At 66.8% G+C, this 17,120-nt stretch carries 20 protein-coding genes and 1 other RNA gene; 10 read left to right on the top strand and 11 right to left on the bottom strand.

Annotated features, from left to right (window positions below; all coding sequences use genetic code 11):
- The first annotated feature begins 16 nt into the window (after positions 1-16).
- The 4 genes from AC1GI4_RS16600 to AC1GI4_RS16585 are packed head-to-tail and all read left to right on the top strand — an operon-like array spanning position 17 to position 1,635.
- A complete protein-coding gene (locus AC1GI4_RS16600; protein ID WP_056434531.1) occupies positions 17-256 on the top strand; it encodes a hypothetical protein in 240 nt (79 codons plus the stop codon).
- A gap of 33 nt (positions 257-289) precedes the next feature.
- Positions 290-529 (top strand): hypothetical protein, encoded by a 240-nt coding sequence (locus AC1GI4_RS16595; RefSeq protein WP_219020322.1) that lies wholly within the window; start codon positions 290-292, stop codon positions 527-529.
- Complete coding sequence (locus tag AC1GI4_RS16590) at positions 526-1,194, top strand: hypothetical protein (RefSeq protein WP_479630233.1); 669 nt, start codon at positions 526-528, stop codon at positions 1,192-1,194. The genes AC1GI4_RS16595 and AC1GI4_RS16590 overlap by 4 nt, the downstream gene beginning before the upstream one ends.
- A 39-nt stretch (positions 1,195-1,233) precedes the next feature.
- Positions 1,234-1,635 carry a SufE family protein gene (locus AC1GI4_RS16585; RefSeq protein WP_479630232.1) on the top strand — a complete coding sequence of 134 codons (402 nt, stop codon included), beginning with the start codon at positions 1,234-1,236 and terminating at the stop codon, positions 1,633-1,635.
- 222 nt (positions 1,636-1,857) lie between these two features.
- On the opposite strand, the gene AC1GI4_RS16580 is transcribed toward AC1GI4_RS16585, so the two are convergent.
- Both AC1GI4_RS16580 and AC1GI4_RS16575 read right to left on the bottom strand, forming a co-directional pair.
- The gene (locus tag AC1GI4_RS16580; protein ID WP_294274466.1) at positions 1,858-2,154 is read right to left on the bottom strand and encodes a (2Fe-2S) ferredoxin domain-containing protein; all 297 of its coding nucleotides are present in this window, start codon (positions 2,152-2,154) and stop codon (positions 1,858-1,860) included.
- Complete coding sequence (locus tag AC1GI4_RS16575; protein ID WP_056434533.1) at positions 2,151-2,690, bottom strand: J domain-containing protein; 540 nt, start codon at positions 2,688-2,690, stop codon at positions 2,151-2,153. Before AC1GI4_RS16575 ends, AC1GI4_RS16580 begins: the two co-directional genes overlap by 4 nt.
- 207 nt (positions 2,691-2,897) lie before the next feature.
- Here AC1GI4_RS16575 and AC1GI4_RS16570 point away from each other — a divergent pair, with 207 nt between their 5' ends.
- From AC1GI4_RS16570 to AC1GI4_RS16560, 3 genes are all read left to right on the top strand, one after another.
- Complete coding sequence (locus AC1GI4_RS16570) at positions 2,898-4,457, top strand: SulP family inorganic anion transporter (RefSeq protein WP_479630231.1); 1,560 nt, start codon at positions 2,898-2,900, stop codon at positions 4,455-4,457.
- Positions 4,454-5,092 (top strand): carbonic anhydrase, encoded by a 639-nt coding sequence (locus AC1GI4_RS16565; protein ID WP_433910192.1) that lies wholly within the window; start codon positions 4,454-4,456, stop codon positions 5,090-5,092. Before AC1GI4_RS16570 ends, AC1GI4_RS16565 begins: the two co-directional genes overlap by 4 nt.
- A gap of 66 nt (positions 5,093-5,158) precedes the next feature.
- The gene (locus tag AC1GI4_RS16560) at positions 5,159-6,226 is read left to right on the top strand and encodes a hypothetical protein (RefSeq protein ID WP_479630230.1); all 1,068 of its coding nucleotides are present in this window, start codon (positions 5,159-5,161) and stop codon (positions 6,224-6,226) included.
- 25 nt (positions 6,227-6,251) lie between these two features.
- Here AC1GI4_RS16560 and rnpB read toward each other — a convergent pair.
- The 9 genes from rnpB to AC1GI4_RS16515 form a co-directional block, all read right to left on the bottom strand.
- Positions 6,252-6,633, bottom strand: an RNA gene (gene rnpB, locus AC1GI4_RS16555) — RNase P RNA component class A.
- A gap of 168 nt (positions 6,634-6,801) precedes the next feature.
- On the bottom strand, positions 6,802-7,491 hold the full coding sequence (locus AC1GI4_RS16550; RefSeq protein ID WP_479630229.1) for an N-acetylmuramoyl-L-alanine amidase: 690 nt from the start codon (positions 7,489-7,491) through the stop codon (positions 6,802-6,804).
- A gap of 66 nt (positions 7,492-7,557) precedes the next feature.
- The gene (locus AC1GI4_RS16545; RefSeq protein WP_479630228.1) at positions 7,558-8,400 is read right to left on the bottom strand and encodes a CheR family methyltransferase; all 843 of its coding nucleotides are present in this window, start codon (positions 8,398-8,400) and stop codon (positions 7,558-7,560) included.
- Positions 8,401-8,456: 56 nt separating this feature from the next.
- On the bottom strand, positions 8,457-9,545 hold the full coding sequence (gene cheB, locus AC1GI4_RS16540) for a chemotaxis-specific protein-glutamate methyltransferase CheB (RefSeq protein WP_479630227.1): 1,089 nt from the start codon (positions 9,543-9,545) through the stop codon (positions 8,457-8,459).
- Between the two features lie 32 nt (positions 9,546-9,577).
- The gene (locus AC1GI4_RS16535; protein ID WP_294269830.1) at positions 9,578-9,943 is read right to left on the bottom strand and encodes a response regulator; all 366 of its coding nucleotides are present in this window, start codon (positions 9,941-9,943) and stop codon (positions 9,578-9,580) included.
- 83 nt (positions 9,944-10,026) lie between these two features.
- Positions 10,027-10,455, bottom strand: coding sequence for a chemotaxis protein CheW (locus AC1GI4_RS16530; protein WP_479630226.1), 429 nt, complete (start codon positions 10,453-10,455; stop codon positions 10,027-10,029).
- Positions 10,455-12,779: a chemotaxis protein CheA gene (locus AC1GI4_RS16525; RefSeq protein ID WP_479630225.1), complete on the bottom strand. Its 2,325-nt coding sequence runs from the start codon at positions 12,777-12,779 to the stop codon at positions 10,455-10,457. The genes AC1GI4_RS16530 and AC1GI4_RS16525 overlap by 1 nt, the downstream gene beginning before the upstream one ends.
- Positions 12,780-12,852: 73 nt before the next feature.
- On the bottom strand, positions 12,853-13,497 hold the full coding sequence (locus AC1GI4_RS16520) for a histidine phosphotransferase family protein (protein WP_433910187.1): 645 nt from the start codon (positions 13,495-13,497) through the stop codon (positions 12,853-12,855).
- Positions 13,498-13,541: 44 nt separating this feature from the next.
- Complete coding sequence (locus tag AC1GI4_RS16515) at positions 13,542-13,946, bottom strand: M67 family metallopeptidase (RefSeq protein WP_479630224.1); 405 nt, start codon at positions 13,944-13,946, stop codon at positions 13,542-13,544.
- A gap of 18 nt (positions 13,947-13,964) precedes the next feature.
- Between AC1GI4_RS16515 and AC1GI4_RS16510 the strand changes: the two genes are divergently transcribed.
- The 3 genes from AC1GI4_RS16510 (at position 13,965) to AC1GI4_RS16500 (ending at position 17,108) form a co-directional block, all read left to right on the top strand.
- Positions 13,965-14,912: an RluA family pseudouridine synthase gene (locus tag AC1GI4_RS16510; RefSeq protein ID WP_433910185.1), complete on the top strand. Its 948-nt coding sequence runs from the start codon at positions 13,965-13,967 to the stop codon at positions 14,910-14,912.
- A gap of 67 nt (positions 14,913-14,979) precedes the next feature.
- Positions 14,980-15,885 carry an RNA polymerase sigma factor RpoH gene (gene rpoH, locus AC1GI4_RS16505; RefSeq protein ID WP_058717786.1) on the top strand — a complete coding sequence of 302 codons (906 nt, stop codon included), beginning with the start codon at positions 14,980-14,982 and terminating at the stop codon, positions 15,883-15,885.
- Entirely contained in the window at positions 15,882-17,108 is a 1,227-nt protein-coding gene (locus AC1GI4_RS16500; RefSeq protein ID WP_479630223.1) for a flavin monoamine oxidase family protein, read from the top strand. Before rpoH ends, AC1GI4_RS16500 begins: the two co-directional genes overlap by 4 nt.
- Positions 17,109-17,120 lie beyond the last annotated feature (12 nt).

The raw sequence follows: 17,120 nt of genomic DNA, 5'->3' as shown, positions 1-17,120 counted from the left end.
GTCCGGCGGACAGTTCATGACCGTACTGATCGTCGCGATCGTCATGGTCGCCAGCATCTTCAAGGCCAAGCACCGCCGTTCGCCCGGCCTCGACATGGTGGAGCATCTGCGCGGCGATGCCTCGCGCGACACCCAGGCGCTGCGTGCCGAAGTACAGCAGCTCAAGGAGCGCATCCAGGTCCTGGAGCGCGTCATCACCGACGAACGCAAGAGCATCGATCTCGACCGCGAGATCGAGCGGCTGCGCGACCGTTAAGCCACCCGTTGATACGGACAGGGAGCCCGGATCATGACCGACACCAATCTTTACATCGTGATCGCGACCGCAGGCCTGGCAGGCCTGGCGATGATCGTAACCGCAGGCCTCGCGGGCTGGCGCGGCTGGTTGCAGCTGAAGAACCGCGAATTCGAGCGTAGCCACGACAATCCCTACCCGCCCGCCGCCTCGGCCGCGTCGCGGATCGAGATGGCGGACCTGAAGGAGCGTATCCGCAAGCTCGAAGCCATCGCCGCAGGCGTCGACCTGTGAGCCGCTTCGCCACCCTTCGTCGATGGACGACCCGGATCGCCTGCGGCGGCGCGGTCGTCGTCGCCGGGGTGGTCCACACGCCCGCCGCCCTCGCCTTTCCCTATCGCGCCGATTTCGGGCGGACGACGGTCCTGTCCGAACAGCCCATCGACCGGGCGGCGATGGGACGGGTGCTGGCCCGCGCCGATGGCTTGCTGGCGGCCAGCCCGCTTTACCGGCCGGGACTGTCGCGGCAGGTCGTGCTGACCGATGGCGGTTGGCGCTGGGACCTGCTGTCGATCGGCGCGCGGGGCTCCATCGCGTTTCGACGGCCCTTCGCCCATGCGCTGATCTTCAACCGAAGCTCGGTGGCGGACGACCGGGTGACGAACGGCGCGCCGCTGGGCGGTGTGCGCACTCTGTCGGGCACCATCGCGCATGAGATGACGCACCGGCTGGTCGCCGATCATATCGGCGAATGGGCCGCGCTTCGCCTGCCCGCCTGGAAGCGCGAGGGCTATCCCGACTATGTCGCGCGGGAAACCAGCATCCGCCCGCAGGACGAGGCGTTGATCCGCGCGCGCGATCCGAATGCGCGCGTGCTGACCTATTATGAAGGGCGTCGCCGCGTGGCGGCCGAACTGGTGCGCAACGGCGGATCGGTGGACGCCTTGCTGAAGGACTGACCAGTTGTCGCGGCGCACCGTTCGCGGTAGCGCGGTATCATGTCCGATCTTGCCGAAATCCGCGACGAATATGAATTTCTCGACGCCGACGATCGCTATCGCCTGCTGATCGATCTCGGCCGCGCACTGGAGCCGATGCCCGAGGCATTGAAGACCGACGCGACACTGGTCCGCGGGTGTTCGGCGTCGGTCTGGGTCTATCCGACCAAAGGCGAGGTCGAGGGCCTGCATTTCCTGGCGGACTCCAATGCGGCGATCACCAAGGGGATCATCGCGCTGGTGTTGAAGACGGTCCAAGACAAGACGCCTGCGCAGATATTGGCGACCGATATCGAGGGCGAACTGGCGCCGTTCGATTTGCGGAACCAGTTGAGTTCCAACCGGACGCAGGGGATTCCGAATATGATCGCGCTGATCCGGGAGACGGCGGGGCGGTATTGATCGGGCGGCGGCGGGCTCGGTGAGACACCTGGCCCTCCCCCATCCCCTCCCGCTTGCGGGAGGGGAGCGGCTAGAGGTGCTGGCAGGCTCGGTCGTAGACCGTTCGGCTAGGCTCAACGCAAAAGAATAAAAGCGCACGGCCCGCCACCAGACACGCCCCTCCCGCAAGCAGGAGGGGATGGGGGAGGGTTCGGGGTCTCACAGAGACCCCGCTTTAAAACCCTAACTCCCCCGCCCCAACCGTGCCGCGATCGCCTCGACATCCTCGTCCGGCGTCACCACCAGCCATTCCCCCGGCCGACGCCCATCGACCAAAGTCACCGCATTCTTCGGGCAAAGCCCCAGACACTTTGTCTCAACCACGCCCACCGATGCCTTGCGCCCCTTGCCGAAGATCCGCTTGAGCGCCTTCGCCAGCGGCGTCTTGCCCTTCGGCCCGAAACCGCCGCCGACCTTCTTCGAACATTTGCCGCAGATCAGGACCGTCGATTCCCATTCCGCCTTGGCGCGGCGGATCATTCGGGCTTCCAGCTGCGCCGTTCCTCGGCCGCGCGCAGGACTTCGTATGCCGCCTGCACCTGCTGGAACTTGGTCGCCGCCTCTGGATCATTGGGGCGGATGTCGGGATGATTGGCCTTGGCCAGCCCGCGCCAGGTCGCGCGGATCAGGTCGAACTCCGCATCCGGCTCCAGACCCAGCGCATCGAGCGCACGCATCTCGTCGCGCGAGCGGCTGCCGTCCCCCGGCCCGGCCCAGGCCTGATGCTTGGACTGGGCATAGCCCGCACTCGTCTGTCGCTCGGAGGCTTCGCGCGCGGCGGCCTCTTCGGCACTGAGCCCCTGAAAATAGTCCCATCCGCGATTATACTCGGCGGCATGCGCCTCGCAGAAATACCAGCGGTCGGGGCTGTTGGGGGATTTCGGGGCCGGGCAATTGCCCGGCTGGTCGCAACCGTGCCGGTCGCAGATACGCACCGGCTTGGCCTCCCGCGAGGCGCCATAGCTGCGCCAGCGGGGGAAGCCCCAGTCATTGGATCGGGTAGAAGAACGCGCCACGCCGGCCGATTTAGGCGACTTCGGCGCGGGTGCAAGCATCGTCGCCATGCTTTGCAAGCCGCAGCCCCCGAATGACCCACTGAATCGCTTGACCGCGAATGGTTCCCTCGTTCATGAAATATACGTCATCATATATTCATGTCCGTACCGGGCATATGCGGACGCCCAGCTTTGACAGGAGCCATTGTGGCCCAAAGTCGTTCCTTCTTGGCCACCGCAAGAGCGGACGTGCCGGCCTCGATCGTGGTGGCGCTGGTCGCCCTGCCCCTTTGCCTCGGTGTCGCGGTCGCGTCCGGCGCGCCGCCCTTCGCGGGGATGATCGCCGGGATCGCGGGCGGCCTGGTCGTCGGCTTCCTCTCCAAGTCGCCGCTGTCGGTCGCGGGGCCCGCCGCCGGTCTGACCGTCATCGTGTTCGAGGCGATCGAGCGGCTTCCCAGCTTCCAGGTGTTCCTTCTGGCGGTGACGCTGGCGGGCGTGCTCCAGCTCGCCTTCTCGTTCACCCGCGCGGGCGTGCTGGCGGAGTTCGTGCCATCCTCGGTCATCACCGGCATGCTGGCCGCGATCGGCCTGATCCTGATCCTCAAGCAGGTGCCGCACGCCATCGGCTATGACGGTGATTTCGAAGGCAGCTTCGAATATGCCAGCCGCGCGGGCGGCAACACCTTCACCGACCTGTGGACCAGCGTCAGCAACGACATCGCGCCCGGCGCGGTGCTGATCGGCGCGATCTCGCTCGCCTTCCTCTTTTGGTGGGATCACGCCAAGCCTAAGCAGGGCCCGCTGCGACTGCTGCCCGGGCCGCTGGTCGTCGTGGTGATCGGCGTGGTCGGCAACATGCTGCTCGGTGCGCTGCGTCCCGACTGGCAGCTGGCAGGCTCGCACCTGGTCCGCGTGCCGGTCGCGGGCAGTCCGTCGGCCTTTATCGGCCAGTTCCGGCTGCCTGATTTCGGCGCGATCGGCCTGGGCGCGGTATGGACCACCGCCCTCACCCTGGCCATCGTCGCCAGCCTGGAGTCGCTGCTCAGCGTCAAGGCCGTCGACGAACTCGATCCGCGCCGCCGCACCACCGACAAGAACTGGGAGCTGATGGCGCAGGGCGGCGGCAATATCGTCTCCGGCCTGCTCGGCGGTCTGCCCGTCACCTCGGTGATTGTGCGTTCGTCGGCCAATGTCGATGCGGGCGCGGAGAGCAAGCTGTCGACCATGCTGCACGCCACCTGGCTGCTGCTGTCGGTCGCGCTGATCCCGGTCGTGCTGAACCAGATTCCGCTGGCCGCACTTGCCGCCGTGCTGATCGCCACCGGCTACAAGCTGTGCAAGCCCAAGCTGTTCACCGAGCGCTACAAGCAGGGGTGGAGTCAGTTCATTCCCTTCATCGTCACCATCCTGGCGATCCTGCGCACCGACCTGTTGATCGGCATCCTGGTCGGTCTGGTCGTCGGCTTCGTCTTCGTCGTGGCGCGCAATTTCCGCCCGGCGCTGACCTTCGCGTGCGATGACGAGGATTGCCTGATCCGGGCGCGGCGCAACCTGTACTTCATCCACAAGTACGAGTTGCAGAAGTCGCTCGCGAAGGTGCCGGACGGCGCGAACCTGCTGATCGACCTGTCCTCGACCTCCTATGTCGACCTGGATAATGTCGACATCATCAACGCCTTCATCAAGGGCGCCGACTTTCGCGGGATCAGCGTGATCGTGCGCGGCGACATCGCCGAGCGAACCGCCCCCCTCATCAATGCCCCATCGACCGGAGTGCGCTACGCATGAGGGAATATAAGCAGCTGCTGCTCGCCAATAAGGCGTGGGCGACGGAGCTCTTGGAGGAGAAGACCGACTTCTTCCAGCGCCAGACGGTGGGGCAGAAGCCCGACTTCCTCTGGATCGGCTGTTCCGACAGCCGGGTGACGCCCGAGCAGATGACGATGACCCCGCCGGGTGGCATGTTCCTGCACCGGAATATCGCGAACCTCGTCCATGACGACGACCTGAACCTGTTGTCGGTCGTGCAATATGCGGTCGACGTGCTGAAGGTGCGCCACGTCATCCTGTGCGGCCATCATGGCTGTGGCGGGGTGCTGGCGACGCTGGAGGGCGGGACGCAGGGGCCGGTCGACCAGTGGCTGGGCAATGCCCGCGACGTGCTCCACCGCCACCGCGACGAGATCGACGCCCAGCCGGACCAGGCCGCGAAGGTCAACCGGCTGGTCGAGGTGAACGTGATGGAGCAGCTGCGCCATCTCGCCCGGCTCGACACCATCCAGAAGGCGTTCGCGGAAAAGCGCGAGCTGTGGCTGCACGGCTGGGTCTATGACATTCGCGACGGGCATATAAAGACCCTGCTGGAGATCGATGCGAACACCGATCTCGACGGGCTGGCACGGCCCGAAAAGGTTCTCATGTGATCGACGACGCTTGATCGCCCCCCCGGTGACCGCCTAGCCTCTGCCCCGTCCATGGGGGAGGATCGAATGCGGCACTGGGGTTTGGCGGCGATGGTCGCCCTGACGGCGGCGACGGCGGTATCGGCGCGCGATCTGGAGGTTCCGGCGAACAAGGGCTGGATGCACGCCGAGACGAAGCTGATCGTCCGGCCGAGCGTCGCCGGGCTGAACCGCGTCGCGATCACCGATGCGACCACGAACGAGCATGACATCGCGGTCAAGCTGGAGAGCACCGACAAGTCGGTCTTCGCCACGCTGTTCCTCTTCCACCCGGCGGTGCCCAGCGTGCCGCTGTGGTTCGACCGCTCGCGCACCGCGATCGAGGAGCGCAAGAATTTCGACAAGGGCGCGCCTGCCAGCACCGATCCCATCGCCTTCGCGCCGCTGGGCACCGATCCGGCGGTGGGCTTGCGCCAGAGCTGGTCGCTGCTGAGCAGTCCGTATCGCAGCACCTCGCTGGCGGTGATGCCGATGGGCGAATGGCTGCTGGTCATCCGCCTGACCGCCGAGAAGCTGAACGCCACGACGCTCGACGGCAAGATGGACGAGATCATCGCCGCGCTGAAACCCGCCATTGCCACGACTGCCGCCTATCCGGGGCCAGCGGTGCCGGTCCGCCCATGCGCGACGCAGACCGATTTCGCGCACCTGCCCAAGGCCAAGCTGGAAAAGCCGGGCGGGGCCGATGTGATGAGCAATCTGCTGCTAGGTGCGGTCATGGCCAACCACAAGCCCGATACGAAGGCCGAAGCCGAAAAGCCCGCCGCGCCGATCTGCCGCGACGGGGCAGGCCATACGACCTACGGCGTCTATCGTTGGGATGGGTCCGACATCAACGGCTATACGATGGCGCTTTACGACGCCGGACGCACGATCAGCGTCTTTCCGGGCATCATGAGCCAGATCGAAAAGCGCAAGACCATGTCCTATTCGGTGGTGCTGCACCATGTTGACGACAGCGCGGACAGCTATCCCTCGTTCGATGGCCTGCCCCGCCCCGAACAGGTATGGGACCTCGTGTCCAAGGGGGCACCGTCGGCCAAGTCGCAGGGCAATAATGTCTCGATCAATGCAGGCGCGCTGGGCAAGCCGTGATCGGGACCCTGCCCGCGCGGGGAATGCAGTCAGAGGGCCTGTAAGCCGGGTTCTGTCCACCGGCGCAAGGCCGGATGGGCGACCATTCTTCTAGGACGATGTTTGCACATCGCCTCAAGCAACCAACCCGGACGGCGGGCGGGAACACGCCCCGACGCTTTCGCGCCATGCCATCCCTATTCGGTCTTGCTCCCGGTGGGGTTTGCCATGCCGTTTCCGTTACCGGACCCGCGGTGCGCTTTTACCGCACCCTTTCACCCTGACCTGGCCGAAGCCGTGGCCGTCTGCTCTCTGTGGCACTGTCCCTGGGGTCGCCCCCGCCGGGCGTTACCCGGCACCGTTATTCCGTGGAGCCCGGACTTTCCTCGCCCCCGGTTTCCCAAGGCCGCGGCCGCCCGGCCCTCTGACTGCGGGGGGATGTAGACGGATTGGGGATTAGGGCAAGGGGTTTGTGGTTGGGCGTAGCACTTGGGCTTCGACTTCGCTCAGCCTGAACGGCCTTTGGGGCCAATTCCCAATCCCTCCCTCCGTTCAGGCTGAGCGAAGTCGAAGCACAAGCCCAAGCTGTAACCCCGTCAATCATCCCCCTGCGGGCGCGGCAACAGCAAGGCCAGCAGGATCATCCGGCATTCCGAATCGATCTCACCATCGATCAGCTCGGGGCGGAAGCGCCGCTGGAACGCCATGATCGCCGCCATCCGGTCGGTCACGTCATAGCCGAACCGCTCCAGCGCCAAACAGAAGCCCGCCTCGGTCCACATCGGGTCCATCAAATTTTTGGTCGGGCGCGGCAGGGCCAGGCGACGCTTGGCGAGATCGCCCCAGGGAAACAGCTCGCCCGGATCGCGCTTGCGGGCGGGGGCGATGTCGGAATGGCCGACGATATTGCCCCGCGTGATGCCATGCCGCTTCTGGATATCGGCGACCAGTTCCATGACGGCGGCGATCTGCTCGTCGGGAAACGGGCGATAGCCCCAGTCATGGCCGGGATTGACGATCTCGATGCCGATGCTCGCCGAGTTCACATCCTCGATCGAACGCCAGTGCGAGCGGCCCGCATGCCAGGCACGTTCCGCTTCGTCGACCATGCGCAGGATCGTGCCGTCCTCGGCAACGAGATAATGGCACGACACCTTGGCTTCCGGATCGCGCAGACGCGCGATGGCGGACTCGGCGTCCTGCATCCCCGTATAGTGCAATACGATCATCGTGATGGGCAGGCTACGCGCGTCGAAATTGGGTGACGGCGTGTCGACGATCGTCATGCAACCTCCTGAACGACCCCGGTTCGTGCCCCCTGTTAGCGGGAAGCCCCGCCCAAGGATATGACTTCATGCACGGAACACGGGATCGGGCGCAGCGCTTTTCCGGTACATGCCGCGCCCGACAGACGCGAGCTGGAACAGGTCGGTCTGCCCCATCACCGTTTCGCCCGCCCCCAGGATCAGCAAGCCCGTGTCCCGCATCGCGCCCGCAAGGGTACGAAAGGCTCGTTCCTTGGGATCGGGCGCGAAATAGAGCATGACGTTGCGGCACAGCACCAGGTCAAACTGACCGGACGGAGCCGGGTCGATGGTCAGGTTCATCTGGCGGAATGAAATGGGACGCAGCAATTCGGGCCGGGCCACCCATTCATTGCCGGGCCGCCCCTCGAACCAGCGGACCAGCTGACGGATGGGAAGGCCGCGCTGCACCTCGAACTGGGTGTAGCAGCCGCTGCGCGCGCGGGCGATCGCGGCTTCGGACACGTCGGTCGCAACGATCTCGGGCATCGGCCTGCCCTGCGTCTGCTGCCGATCGGCGAACATCATCGCCAGCGACAAGGGCTCTTGCCCGGTCGAGCAGCCGGCGCTCCAGATGCGGGCACGGCGGCCTTCCCGCTCGACCTCGGCGACCGCCTCGACGATGTTGTCGAACACATGCGGGTCGCGAAAGAAGGACGTCTCGCAATTGACCAGCGCGTCGATCACCCGGCCCGCCAGCTGCGGGTCGCGCCCGTCGAGCACGGCGCAGACGAGTTGATCGAGCGTGTCGATCCGCCGTTCGCGCATCAGGGGCAGCAGGACGGTGTCGACGCGGGTCGAACGGTGGCTGGCGATCTGCTGCCCGGTTCGCGCCTCCAGAAGTGCACTGAGCACGGCGAGCGACTGGCCCGACAAAGGGGACTGCGCCATGGACATGCTCCCGGTTCGGACGGGGGGGGCGGGCGTCCAGCCCGAGGCCATGACCATCAGCGGGGCGCTCCCGCCGCGATCACCGCGCCGATCGCGTCCGGGGTCATCACCGCATCGGCCAAACCATCGGTCACGACCGCGCCGGGCATTCCCCAGACGACCGCGCTTTCGCGATCCTGCGCGACGATCGTTCCACCTGCCGCCTTCAGCATCCGCGCGCCCTCCAGCCCGTCGCGTCCCATGCCCGTCAGCACGATGCCCCAGGCCCGGTCGCCCCACAGCTCCGCCATCGAGGCGAACATCGGATCGACCGAGGGGAGGCAGCCGCTGCGCGCGCGTTCATGCTTCAGCCGGATCGCCGCGCTGCCGTCGGCCAGCCGGGCGAAGGTCACATGCGCATCGCCGGGGGCGATGAGGATCTGTCCGGGCCGGACGCGCATCCGGTCCTCGGCCATGACGCTCGGGCGGCGCGCGACGGCGGTGAGTTGCGCGGCGAAAAACGGGATGAAGGTGGCGGGCAGATGCTGCGTCACCACGATCGGCACCGTCATCGTCGTCGGAATGGGAGCGAACAGCTTCGCCAGCGCGTGGATGCCGCCCGTCGACGCGCCGATGCCGATGATTTCGGGCCAGGCCTTGCCGATGCGGAGGGGGCTTGGCGCCACCGACATGGCGGGTGCGGGCGAAGCAGGCGCGCCTCGCTCGACGGGGGGACAGGCCAACGCATCGAGTTTCTGGAGCAGCGCATCGCCGAACCCGGCCAGCCCTTGCGGTCGGGGCTTGTCGAGCGTGTCGGCCGCGCCGTGCGCCATCGCCTGCACTGCCGCCGCCCCACCCGCCGGGGTGGAGGCCGAGACGATGATGATCCGCGCGCCCTTGGCCGCCGCGATCAGTCGGGGCAGCGCGGTGATGCCGTCCATGCCGGGCATGGCGACATCGAGCAGGATGATGTCGGCGATCCGATCGCTCAGGAAGGCCAATGCCGCCTCGACATGGCTGACCGCACCGACCACCTGAAATCGCTCATGCGGTTCGATCTGACGCGCGATCAGTGCCCGCGCGACCGCCGAATCATCGACGATCAATACACGCGTGGCCGTACCCAGTGGAGATGCCTGGAGGGCGATGGAGGGGTTGGTGCTCATGTCGCGGCGTTCCGAGGAAATGCCGTTTCGGATCAGATCATGCCGACGAGTTGGAGCTTGCTTTCCAGCGTGTCCCGGTCGAACGGCTTCATGATATATTCGTCGGCCCCCGCATCGATCGCGGCGCGGATATGCGCCATGCCGTTTTCGGTGGTGCAGAACACGATGCGCGGCCGCCGCGCCAGATTGGCGTCGCGCAGCGCGCGCAGGAAATCCATGCCGCTCATCACCGGCATGTTCCAGTCGAGCAGGATGACGTCGGGGATGTCCTCCAAGCACGCCTCCAGCGCCTCGCGGCCGTCCCCCGCCTCGCGCACCTGAAGGTCGAGCGTTTCCAATATATGCCGCGCGACCTTGCGGATCACCTTGGAGTCATCGACGACGAGACAGGTCTTCATGCGGTACGCCCTATTCCTACCGGAGGTCTCAACACGACCTGCCCTTCGGAATAGCCTCGATAGGTAACGGCGGGGTTAATCGGTCAGGCCACGAGCGCGACCGGCTGCGGTACCAGTCTGGCCAGATCGAGGACCAGCAGCGGCTCGCCGTCGCGGAAGACCATGCCGTTGGCGGCGCGCGACCAGCGGCCGTCCTTGGGTGCGACATGCGGCATCGGGCGCATCTCGAACGTCTCGATATCGTCCAGCGCGTCGACCAGCATGGCATAATAATGCCCGTCCTGCTGGGTGATGACCGCGCGACGGACATGGGGGGCGGTCGGCTCCAGCCCCAGCGCACGGCGGGTGTCGACGACGGTGATGACGCGGCTGCGCAGCGCGGTCAGCCCGCGCACCGACGGCTCGGCACGGGGCACCGCGACGACCTCGCCGATGTCCACGACCGAATCGACCTGGTCGGCGTCGAACACCACGCCCTGCCCGGCGATATTGGCGATCAGGAACAACGCCATCAGCGGCCTCCCCGGCGAGCATGCCCCGCCAGCGCGGCGATCAGTGCGGAGCGGTCGTAGCGATAGATGGTGTCGGGATCGGCGGCCCCGTCCCGATCGCGGCGCAGGCGCACCACGGGAGCACCCGAAGGCTCGGCCGCGCCCGCATCCTCGTCCATCATCAGGCGGACGGCCGGGGTTTCGTCACCGCCCGGCTGGAGCGTGCAGCGATAGCCATGCGCCTCCAGCACGGGGCGGAGGAAACGGTCCATCCACGCCGCCCCCGTACCGGCGAGCAGACAGAGCGGTGCGGTCGTGCCCCTGTCACCCGCACCGGCATGGAGGAAGAACGCCAGCGGATCGAGGATCTCCAGCGCCCGGCCTTCCCATACGGCCACGCCCAGAACCGGGCCGCCGGTGGCGGGCGCGATCTCGGCAGGCAGGTGGATGATCTCCAGCGCACCGTTGATCGCATAGGCGCATTCGGTCTCGCCATCGGTCAGGCGCAGCACCTCGATCTCGCCATGCGCCAGCGCATCCTCGAGCGCGAGCGGATCGACGTGATGCAGCGGCATGGTCGCGCCGTCGACGATCAACCGCATCTGCCCGCCCGAACGGTGGACGGCCTCGGCATGCGCCTTCTCGACACGATCGATCGCGCCGAGCGGGATGGCCCGGCGGGCGCCGTCGAGGTCCTCGAACAGCAGCGCCGGATTGGCCGGTTCCTGTGTCGCGGCCTCGGCAGCGGCGATGACGTCGCGCTGGAACCGAAGCCCCGCCGCCAGCGCCAGCCCGCCGCCATCGAGCAGCAGCATCGGCAAGCCGCTGTCAGGCAGCGTCTGTCCGGCATACAGGCCGCTGCCCATCACCGCGGGCGCGGCGGGCTTCACGACGACTTCCTCGGTGTCGAGCACATCGTCGACGCCCAGCGCATAGTCGCCCTCGCGCGTGGAGACGATCACCAGCGTCGTCGGATCGCCCTGCGCGATCTCCAAAAACGGGCCCAGCGCCAGCATCGGCAGGCGACGGCCGCGCACGGTGGCGACACGGATGTCGCCGACCGGATCGACACGAACCTGATCGCCGCGCACCTTGACGATCTCCTCGATCGCCTGACGCGCGATGGCGAAACGCTGGTCGGCAACCGCGACGATCAGCGTCGACATGATCGACAGGGTCAGCGGAATCCGGATGGTGATGGTCAGGCCACGGCCCGGGCGGTTGTCCAGCGCGATACGGCCGCCGACATGCTCGATATTGGCGCGCACCACGTCCATGCCGACGCCGCGCCCCGACACCGCCGACACCGTGTCACGGCTCGACAGGCCCGGTTCGAAGACCAGTTTCAGCTTTTCCGCCGGGCTCATACCCGCCACTTCGGCGGCGGAGCGGACGTCATGCTCGACCGCCTTGGCGGCGATGCGGGCGACGTCGATCCCGGCGCCGTCATCCTCGATCTCGATCAGGATCTGGTTGCCCGACTGGCGCGCCGTGACGCAGATCTGGCCGGTCGGCGGCTTGCCCAGGCTACGCCGTCGGGCGGGCGTCTCGATGCCATGGTCGATGGCGTTGCGGATGATATGGACCAGCGGGTCACGCATCATCTCGATCATCTCGCGGTCGAGATCGACGTCCGATCCCTCGATCCGTAGGCTGACCGCCTTGCCCAGTTCGGCCGCCGTATCGCGCACCATGCGGGGCAGCGCGGAGAACAGGCCCTCAACCTTTTGCATCCGCGTGCGCGTCACCGTGTCGCGCATATCGGCGACGGTCAGCGACAGCTGGTCGAGCGCGGCCTCGACGCGCGGGTCCAGCACCCCATCGCGCAACCGCCGGGCCAGCTCATTGCGGGCCAGCACCATGTCGGACATGCCGCTCATCATCCGGTCGAGCAGGTCGACGTTCAGGCGGATGCTGCGCGGCGCGATGCGCGGGGCGGTGGCGACACGCGGGGTCGGAGCGGCCGTCACGACATCGTCCACGCGGGTCAGCGCGGCGATCAGCGCGGCGTCGTCCGAATCGTCCAGCGGTACGTCCGCCGCAATTCCTTCCACGACCGCGCCGATCCGGTCGACGATCGCAAGCACCGCATCGACCAGCGCGGTATCGGGCATCCGCTTGCCGTCACGCGCAGCGGCCAGTACGTCTTCGGCGGCATGGCTAAGGCGGGCGAGGCGCGGCAGGTCGAGAAAGCCACAGCTTCCCTTGACGGTGTGGACGAACCGGAAAATCGCATCCAGTCGCGCGCGGTCGCCGGGTGCCGCCTCCCACGCGACGATCTCGCTGGACAGCGCCTCCAGCGTCTCGCGTGTCTCGGCAATGAATTCCTGCAGCAGGTCGTCCATAAATCCCCGAGGGAGCCCCCAGCTTCCCCGCTGAGATCCGCTCCCTCTTGCCGCCACAAGATTAAAAGGGCGTTTACCCCGCGCGGATCGCCGCCCCCAGAATCATCGTGTTGGGCGCGGGTTCCGTCACCAGCGTCATGCCGCCATGCTCGGTGGTCAGCGTATGGATCAGGAAGGCGGGTGCGGTGCGCGACGCCAGCGGCTCTACTCCGCGCCCTTCCATCAGGGTGCGACGGATTTCGGGGTCGAGCAGGATGCGCGGCCCCTCGATACGGATCGCGATCTCGATCGCCTCGCGACCGACCTCCGCGCCGATGTCGATCGTGCCGCCGCGCGCCAGCGCCTCGGTGGCGATCAGCGCCAGGTTCATCAGAATACGTACCGCAGGCTTGGGCAGCGACGGAGATTCGACCAGCCAGCCCAGGGTGGTGCGGCGATTGTCGACCAGCAGCCCCTCGATCGCCGACTTGGCCTCGGCCATGTCGACCCGGTCGGCAAAGCCGCCGCCCGCCCCGAACGCCAGGCGAAAGAATTTCAGCTTGTTGGCCGAGGCCCGCGCGCTGTCCGCCAGCAATTCCATGCACCGCTCGCGCATCGCCGGGTCGGTTTCGTCGGCGAGCAGCTCCAGCCCGTTATTGAGCGCCCCCACCGGCGACAGGAGATCGTGGCACAATCGCGAACATAACAGGCTCGCGAAATCCACCGGGCTGACGGTCATGAAAAATCCCTCGACAAACTGGCTCTTTGTGACGCGCGCGTACGCTAAGCGCAAGCAAGCGCAAGCGGATCGAAGCGCCCATGGCGTTCACCCGCCGCCACCGCGCGCCAGGCGGTGACGGCCCCGCCCCCGGCGATCAGCCAGATACTGCCATCGGGTGCCGCATCGGCGGCGTCGCGGAGTGAGGGTTCGGCCAGGCCGGTGGGATGCGAATGATAATGGCCGATCACCGCCGGGCCACCGCTGCGCGCGGCCCGGTGCGCGGCGATCAGGGCCGACGGATCGATCTCGAAACGACGGCTGGGTTCATCCGAGACATTGGCGCAAGGGACAGCCCGCACGATGCGATCGCCCTCCCCCAGCAACAGTCCGCACACCTCATAATCGGGGGAAGCGGCCGCGCTTTTGCAAATCAGGTCCAGCGCATCGCTTGAAATCGTTACGGTCATGCCCAATTAGCATAATCTATGGACCGGGGGGTTTCCATCATCGATGCGCGGATCGCGCCCACAGCGGACGGCTGGCGGTTGGACCGTGCGCTGGCCGATGCGGTGCCGACTCTGTCGCGCGAACGGCTGAAGGTCCTCATCAACAGCGGCGCGGTGACGCGCGACGGGGTCATGGCCCGCGATCCTGCCAAGCGGGCAACGGGCGGCGATCTGTTCCAGGTCGCCGTCCCCGCCCCCCTGCCCGCGCATAACGAGGCGCAGGATATCCCGCTCGTCATCGCCTATGAGGACGAACATCTGATCGTGCTCGACAAGCCCGCCGGGCTGGTCGTGCATCCGGCGGCGGGAAATTTCGACGGCACGCTCGTGAACGCGCTGCTTCATCACTGCGGCGGGTCGCTGTCGGGCATTGGCGGCGTAGCGCGGCCGGGCATCGTCCACCGCATCGACAAGGACACGTCGGGCCTGATGGTCGCGGCCAAGACCGACCGCACGCATGAGGGACTGGCCAAGCAGTTCGCGGCGCATTCGATCGACCGCCGTTACCGCGCGATCACCGGGGGCATTCCCCGCCCCGCCGACGGCACGGTCGACGCCCCTCTCGCGCGCAGCCCGCAGAACCGCAAAAAGGTGGCGATCGTGCAGGGCGGCAAGCGCGCGGTCACGCACTATCGGACCATCGAGAAACTGAACAACGCCGCACTGGTCGAATGCCGCCTGGAAACCGGGCGGACGCATCAGGTGCGCGTGCACATGCAGTCTCTGGGGCACGCCTTGCTGGGCGACCCGGTCTATGGTAGAACAAAGGGTGCTCAAAAAGCCCTGCTCGATGAACTCGATTTCCGGCGCCAGGCCCTGCACGCGGCGCATCTGGGCTTTATTCATCCCATAAGCGGTAACGCTTTGGCGTTTGAGAGCCCGATGCCGCCCGACATGCAGGAACTGTTCAGCCGGCTTCACGTATAGCAGAAGACCGCCTCGCGCCCGGCGACGGGGCGAACGGATTGACGCTCCAGAAAGGGAGATAAGGATCATGGCAAAAGGCAGCAACGTCCCGGCGACGATTCCTGCACTGGGCGGGGAGCAGTCGCTCAACCGCTATCTCGCCGAGATCAAGAAATTCCCGATCCTTGCCCCGGAGCAGGAATATATGCTCGCCAAGCGCTTCCAGGAGCATGGCGACCCCGAGGCGGCGGCACAGCTCGTCACCTCGCACCTGCGTCTCGTGGCGAAGATCGCGATGGGTTATCGCGGCTATGGCCTGCCCACCTCCGAGCTGATCTCGGAGGGCAATATCGGCCTGATGCAGGGCGTGAAGAAGTTCGAGCCCGATCGCGGCTTCCGCTTGGCGACCTATGCGATGTGGTGGATCCGCGCCTCGATCCAGGAATATATCCTGCGCTCGTGGAGCCTGGTGAAGATGGGCACCACCGCGGCCCAGAAGAAGCTGTTCTTCAACCTGCGCCGGATGAAGTCGAAGCTCGACGCGTTCGAGGACGGCGACCTGCGCCCCGAGGACGTGACCAAGATCGCCACCGATCTGGGCGTCAACGAGGACGAGGTCATCAGCATGAACCGCCGCATGGCGATGGGGGGCGACACGTCGCTCAACGTCTCGATGCGCGAGGATGGCGAGGGCCAGTGGCAGGACTGGCTGGCCGATGACGCGCCGCTCCAGGACACGGTCGTCGCCGAGCAACAGGAGGCGGATGTCCGCCACGACATGCTGGTCAGTGCGATGGACGACCTGAACGACCGCGAAAAGCACATCCTGACTGAGCGTCGCCTGACCGACGATCCCAAGACGCTGGAAGAGCTGAGCCAGGTCTATGGCGTCAGCCGCGAGCGTGTCCGCCAGATCGAAGTGCGCGCGTTCGAGAAGCTGCAAAAGGCGATGATGCGCATTGCCGGTGAAAAGCGGCTGCTGGCGGCGGCGTGAGTTCGACCGGCCGCACCGTCGTCATCGGCGGCGGCGCGGCCGGAATCGCGGCGGCGCGGACGCTGCACGATGCGGGGCGCAACGTCCTGCTGATCGAGGCGGCGGATCGGCTGGGCGGACGGGCCAGGAGCGTTCGTTTGCCTACCGGCCATGTCGTCGATCATGGGTGTGGGTGGCTCCACTCCGCAAAACGCAATCCATGGACCACCATCGCCGAGCAGGCGGGCTTCACGGTCGATCGCCGCTCACCCAACTGGCAGGTCCAATGGAACGACCTGGGATTTCCTCCTGCCAAGAAGCGCGCTTCGGGCCGGGCCTATGCCCGATTTGAAGAGGCCGCGATGGCCGCCCTCAACGGGCCGGATCGGCCGCTGTCCGACTTTGTGGGCGAGGATGATCCCTGGCGGCCGATGATCGACGCGATCTCGGGCTATGCCAATGGCGCGTCGCTGGCCGAAGTCTCGCTGCATGATTGGGCAGCCTATGAGAATGCCGCAACCGACGACAATTGGGCGGTGGTCGAGGGCTATGGCACCGTCGTCGCGCATCACGCCGCGGGGCTGACCATACGTACCGGCGTGACGGCGACCCGAATCGACCATCTCGGCCGGACGATCCGCATCGAAACCTCGGCGGGAACGATCGAGGCGGATCAGGTCATCGTCGCCGTTCCCACCACCGTGCTGGCGGAGGACAAACTGACCTTCGACCCGCCCCTCCCCGACAAGCAGGAGGCCGCCGCCGCCTTGCCGCTGGGAATCGCCGACAAGGTCTTTCTGTCGGTCGAAGGCCCCCTGCCCTGGCCCGCCCATGCCCATCTGACCGGCGATCCGCACAAAACCTGCACCGCCAGCCACCGCCTCTCTCCCTTCGGCTGGCCGATCGTCGAGAGCTTCTTCGGCGGCCCCTGCGCCGAAATGCTGGAGGAAGACGGCGCGGCGGCGGCCTTTGCGATGGATGAACTGGTCGCGCTGTTGGGCAGCGACTGGCAACGGCGCTTCACGCCGCTGGATGCGACGCGCTGGCGGCATGTGCCGCTGATCGGCGGCAGCTACAGCCACGCGAGGATCGGCCATGCCGGGGCACGCCGGACACTGGCTGAGCCGGTGGACGCACGCCTGTTCTTCGCGGGCGAAGCCTGTTCGCACGAGGATTTCTCGACGGCGCACGGGGCGTATGAGACCGGAGTGACGGCGGCACGGGCGATCCTGGGTTCGCGCTGAACCGCGCGACAC

This window comes from Sphingomonas sp. 77B (assembly GCF_056497825.1).
The sequence above is the reverse complement of the archived record's forward strand: the minus strand, read 5'-3'. Positions and strand labels throughout refer to the sequence as shown.